Here is a 5,252-nt window from a genome sequence, read left to right as displayed (position 1 = left end):
AAAAATATACGATGAAGAGTTTGATCCTGGCTCAGGATGAACGCTAGCGGCAGGCTTAACACATGCAAGTCGAGGGGTATATGTCTTCGGATATAGAGACCGGCGCACGGGTGCGTAACGCGTATGCAATCTGCCTTTCACAGAGGGATAGCCCAGAGAAATTTGGATTAATACCTCATAGTATAGTACAGCCGCATGGTTGCACTATTAAAGTCACAACGGTGAAAGATGAGCATGCGTCCCATTAGTTAGTTGGTAAGGTAACGGCTTACCAAGACTTCGATGGGTAGGGGTCCTGAGAGGGAGATCCCCCACACTGGTACTGAGACACGGACCAGACTCCTACGGGAGGCAGCAGTGAGGAATATTGGTCAATGGGCGCAAGCCTGAACCAGCCATGCCGCGTGCAGGATGACGGTCCTATGGATTGTAAACTGCTTTTGTACGAGAAGAAACACTCCTACGTGTAGGAGCTTGACGGTATCGTAAGAATAAGGATCGGCTAACTCCGTGCCAGCAGCCGCGGTAATACGGAGGATCCAAGCGTTATCCGGAATCATTGGGTTTAAAGGGTCCGTAGGCGGTCTTGTAAGTCAGTGGTGAAAGCCCATCGCTCAACGATGGAACGGCCATTGATACTGCAGGACTTGAATTACCAGGAAGTAACTAGAATATGTAGTGTAGCGGTGAAATGCTTAGAGATTACATGGAATACCAATTGCGAAGGCAGGTTACTACTGGTTTATTGACGCTGATGGACGAAAGCGTGGGTAGCGAACAGGATTAGATACCCTGGTAGTCCACGCCGTAAACGATGGATACTAGCTGTTGGGGGCAACTTCAGTGGCTAAGCGAAAGTGATAAGTATCCCACCTGGGGAGTACGTTCGCAAGAATGAAACTCAAAGGAATTGACGGGGGCCCGCACAAGCGGTGGAGCATGTGGTTTAATTCGATGATACGCGAGGAACCTTACCAAGGCTTAAATGCAGACTGACCGATTTGGAAACAGATCTTTCGCAAGACAGTTTACAAGGTGCTGCATGGTTGTCGTCAGCTCGTGCCGTGAGGTGTCAGGTTAAGTCCTATAACGAGCGCAACCCCTGTTGTTAGTTGCCAGCGAGTGATGTCGGGAACTCTAACAAGACTGCCAGTGCAAACTGTGAGGAAGGTGGGGATGACGTCAAATCATCACGGCCCTTACGCCTTGGGCTACACACGTGCTACAATGGCCGGTACAGAGAGCAGCCACTGGGTGACCAGGAGCGAATCTATAAAGCCGGTCACAGTTCGGATCGGAGTCTGCAACTCGACTCCGTGAAGCTGGAATCGCTAGTAATCGGATATCAGCCATGATCCGGTGAATACGTTCCCGGGCCTTGTACACACCGCCCGTCAAGCCATGGAAGCTGGGGGTGCCTGAAGTCGGTGACCGCAAGGAGCTGCCTAGGGTAAAACTGGTAACTAGGGCTAAGTCGTAACAAGGTAGCCGTACCGGAAGGTGCGGCTGGAACACCTCCTTTCTAGAGCCTTGGTGTTAGTCTTCGGACACGCCTTGGAAATAAGATGGATATTTGATGTTTTGGAATTCCAAGACTGTATTACTCTTGCTGTTAATTTGAAAAAAAATGAAAATTAAGTAAAACAGAGTCTCGTAGCTCAGCTGGTTAGAGTACTACACTGATAATGTAGGGGTCGGCAGTTCGAGTCTGCCCGGGACTACTATTTGACTTTAGATTTAAGATCTCAGATTTTAGATTTAAAACAATAGACTGAAAAGCTTGATTTAAAGGAAATTCTGGAAGCTGGGATTCACCAAAGGAAATTAGATCAGAATCAGTAATCTAAAATCTGAATTCTAAAATCTAAGATTTAAAAATGGGGGATTAGCTCAGCTGGCTAGAGCGCCTGCCTTGCACGCAGGAGGTCAACGGTTCGACTCCGTTATTCTCCACTGGTTTACTATAAGCATAGTAAATAAAAGTTCATTGACATATTGAGATAAGAAAATAATAAAAGTAGAAAGCGTTTTTTACAATTTTATTGTAAAGAACAAAAAAAAACGGTCGTAATTAATTTTATGACTGGGTACAATAAGCAAAATAAGGGCGTATGGGGGATGCCTAGGCTCTCAGAGGCGATGAAAGGCGTGATAAGCTGCGAAAAGCTGCGGGGACGGGCACACACCGATTGATCCGCAGATACCTGAATGGGGCAACCCGTTATGTTGAAGACATAACACACCGATAGGTGGGCAAACCCGCTGAACTGAAACATCTAAGTAGGCGGAGGAGAAGAAAACAAAAGTGATTCCGTAAGTAGTGGCGAGCGAACGCGGAACAGCCCAAACCAGTCTTGTTACGGCCTGACTGGGGTTGTAGGACCACGATATTTTATGCACAAGGAACCGGAAGTTGCTGGAAAGTGACGCCGCAGAGGGTGAAAGCCCCGTATGGGCAACAAGTGTAATAGATAGTGGTATCCTGAGTAGGGCGGGGCACGTGAAACCCTGTCTGAATTTGGCGGGACCATCCGCTAAGGCTAAATACTCCTGAGAGACCGATAGTGAACCAGTACCGTGAGGGAAAGGTGAAAAGAACCGTGAATAACGGAGTGAAATAGATCCTGAAACCATACGCTTACAAGCGGTCGGAGCCCTTTCGTGGGGTGACGGCGTGCCTTTTGCATAATGAGCCTACGAGTTAACGCTGCTGGCAAGGATAAGTACTTCAGGTATGGATCCGCAGCGAAAGCGAGTCTGAATAGGGCGCTTTAGTCAGTAGTGTTAGACGCGAAACCGTGTGATCTACCCATGGGCAGGTTGAAGCTGTGGTAACACACAGTGGAGGACCGAACCGGTTGACGTTGAAAAGTCTTCGGATGACCTGTGGGTAGGGGTGAAAGGCCAATCAAACTCGGAAATAGCTCGTACTCCCCGAAATGCATTTAGGTGCAGCGTTATTTTAGTTATACAGAGGTAGAGCTACTGATTGGATGCGGGGGCTTCACCGCCTACCAATTCCTGACAAACTCCGAATGCTGTATAATGATTGATAACAGTGAGGGCTTGGGTGCTAAGGTCCAAGTCCGAGAGGGAAAGAACCCAGACCATCAGCTAAGGTCCCCAAATATATGTTAAGTTGAAAGAACGAGGTTTGTCTGCCCAGACAGCTAGGATGTTGGCTTGGAAGCAGCCATTCATTTAAAGAGTGCGTAACAGCTCACTAGTCGAGCGGACGAGCATGGATAATAATCGGGCATAAACATATTACCGAAGCTATGGATTTACAGTTTACTGTAAGTGGTAGGGGAGCATTCTGACAGGGCTGAAGGTGTTCCGTAAGGGATGCTGGACTGGTCAGAAAAGAAAATGTAGGCATAAGTAACGATAATGCGGGCGAGAAACCCGCACACCGAAAAACTAAGGTTTCCACAGCTATGCTAATCAGCTGTGGGTTAGTCTGGACCTAAGGCGAACCCGAAAGGGACAGTCGATGGCCAACGGGTTAATATTCCCGTACTGCTTATTACTGTGATGGGGTGACGGAGTGATGAAAGCGCCGCGAACTGACGGAATAGTTCGTTAAAGTACCTAACTATAGGCTCTACAGGCAAATCCGTAGAGCTTGGTGAAATACGATAGTACTCGGAGTCTTCGGACAAAGAGATAGTGCGCCTAAGGGCTTCCAAGAAAAACCTCTAAACTTCAGGTAATAAGCACCAGTACCGTAAACCGACACAGGTAGTTGAGGAGAGAATCCTAAGGTGCTCGAGAGATTCATGGCTAAGGAATTAGGCAAAATAGACCTGTAACTTCGGGAGAAAGGTCGCCCCGAGCAATCGGGGCCGCAGTGAAGAGGTCCAGGCGACTGTTTATCAAAAACACAGGGCTCTGCAAAATCGTAAGATGAAGTATAGGGCCTGACACCTGCCCGGTGCTGGAAGGTTAAGAGGAGATGTTATCTTCGGAGAAGCATTGAATTGAAGCCCCAGTAAACGGCGGCCGTAACTATAACGGTCCTAAGGTAGCGAAATTCCTTGTCGGGTAAGTTCCGACCTGCACGAATGGTGTAACGATCTGGACACTGTCTCAGCCATGAGCTCGGTGAAATTGTAGTAACGGTGAAGATGCCGTTTACCCGCAGTGGGACGAAAAGACCCTGTGCACCTTTACTATAGCTTAGTATTGACCTTGGATAAATGATGTGTAGGATAGGTTGGAGACTATGAAGCGGCGTCGCCAGGCGTTGTGGAGTCATTGTTGAAATACAACCCTTTGTTTATCTGAGGCCTAACCCCATATTGTGGGGGACATTGCTTGGTGGGTAGTTTGACTGGGGTGGTCGCCTCCAAAAGAGTAACGGAGGCTTCTAAAGGTTCCCTCAGTACGCTTGGTAACCGTGCGTAGAGTGCAATGGCATAAGGGAGCTTGACTGAGAGACATACAGGTCGATCAGGTACGAAAGTAGAGCATAGTGATCCGGTGGTTCCGCATGGAAGGGCCATCGCTCAAAGGATAAAAGGTACGCCGGGGATAACAGGCTGATCTCCCCCAAGAGCTCATATCGACGGGGGGGTTTGGCACCTCGATGTCGGCTCGTCACATCCTGGGGCTGGAGAAGGTCCCAAGGGTTGGGCTGTTCGCCCATTAAAGTGGCACGCGAGCTGGGTTCAGAACGTCGTGAGACAGTTCGGTCTCTATCTACTGCGGGCGTTAGAAATTTGAGTGGATCTGATTCTAGTACGAGAGGACCGAATTGGACTAACCGCTGGTGTATCTGTTGTCCCGCCAGGGGCACCGCAGAGTAGCTACGTTGGGAAGGGATAAGCGCTGAAAGCATATAAGCGCGAAACCCACCACAAGATGAGATTTCTTTTAAGGATCGTGGAAGATGACCACGTTGATAGGCTATAGATGTAAAGGCAGTAATGTCATAGTCGAGTAGTACTAATAATCCGTAAGCTTATGTACACCCTTTTCCCGGGTCCAAAGACCCGGGAGGAAACTTTCTAACCAAATTTATTGTATTTCTTTATCTCAGTATGTTAAGATATTGGTTTTAATTATGAATTGTCAATTATCAATTGTTAATTAAAACAGATTGCCCAAAGCAATTATAACTTCTTAAGGTGGTTATTGCGGCGGGGCTCACCTCTTCCCATCCCGAACAGAGAAGTTAAGCCCGCCTGCGCAGATGGTACTGCAGTTATGTGGGAGAGTATGTCGTCGCCTTTCTTTTTAAAACCCTGTTT

At 48.0% G+C, this 5,252-nt stretch carries 2 tRNA genes and 3 rRNA genes; all 5 read left to right on the top strand.

What is annotated here, in order from left to right:
* Positions 1-8 precede the first annotated feature (8 nt).
* The 5 genes from C4F50_RS25555 (at position 9) to rrf (ending at position 5,235) form a co-directional block, all read left to right on the top strand.
* Positions 9-1,522: ribosomal RNA gene (locus C4F50_RS25555) — 16S ribosomal RNA — on the top strand.
* A 125-nt stretch (positions 1,523-1,647) separates the two neighbouring features.
* Positions 1,648-1,721 (top strand) — tRNA-Ile (locus tag C4F50_RS25550).
* A gap of 158 nt (positions 1,722-1,879) precedes the next feature.
* Positions 1,880-1,953: transfer RNA gene (locus tag C4F50_RS25545), tRNA-Ala, on the top strand.
* Between the two features lie 137 nt (positions 1,954-2,090).
* Positions 2,091-4,971: ribosomal RNA gene (locus tag C4F50_RS25540) — 23S ribosomal RNA — on the top strand.
* Between the two features lie 154 nt (positions 4,972-5,125).
* Positions 5,126-5,235, top strand: a 5S ribosomal RNA gene (gene rrf / locus C4F50_RS25535).
* Together the 16S, 23S and 5S rRNA genes with 2 tRNA genes alongside form the textbook arrangement of a ribosomal RNA operon.
* Positions 5,236-5,252 lie beyond the last annotated feature (17 nt).

The organism is Flavobacterium hungaricum, from assembly GCF_015182285.1.
Classification (GTDB): Bacteria; Bacteroidota; Bacteroidia; order Flavobacteriales; family Flavobacteriaceae; genus Flavobacterium; species Flavobacterium hungaricum.
Note: the sequence above shows the minus strand (reverse complement) of the source record. Positions and strands in the feature narration are given on the sequence as shown.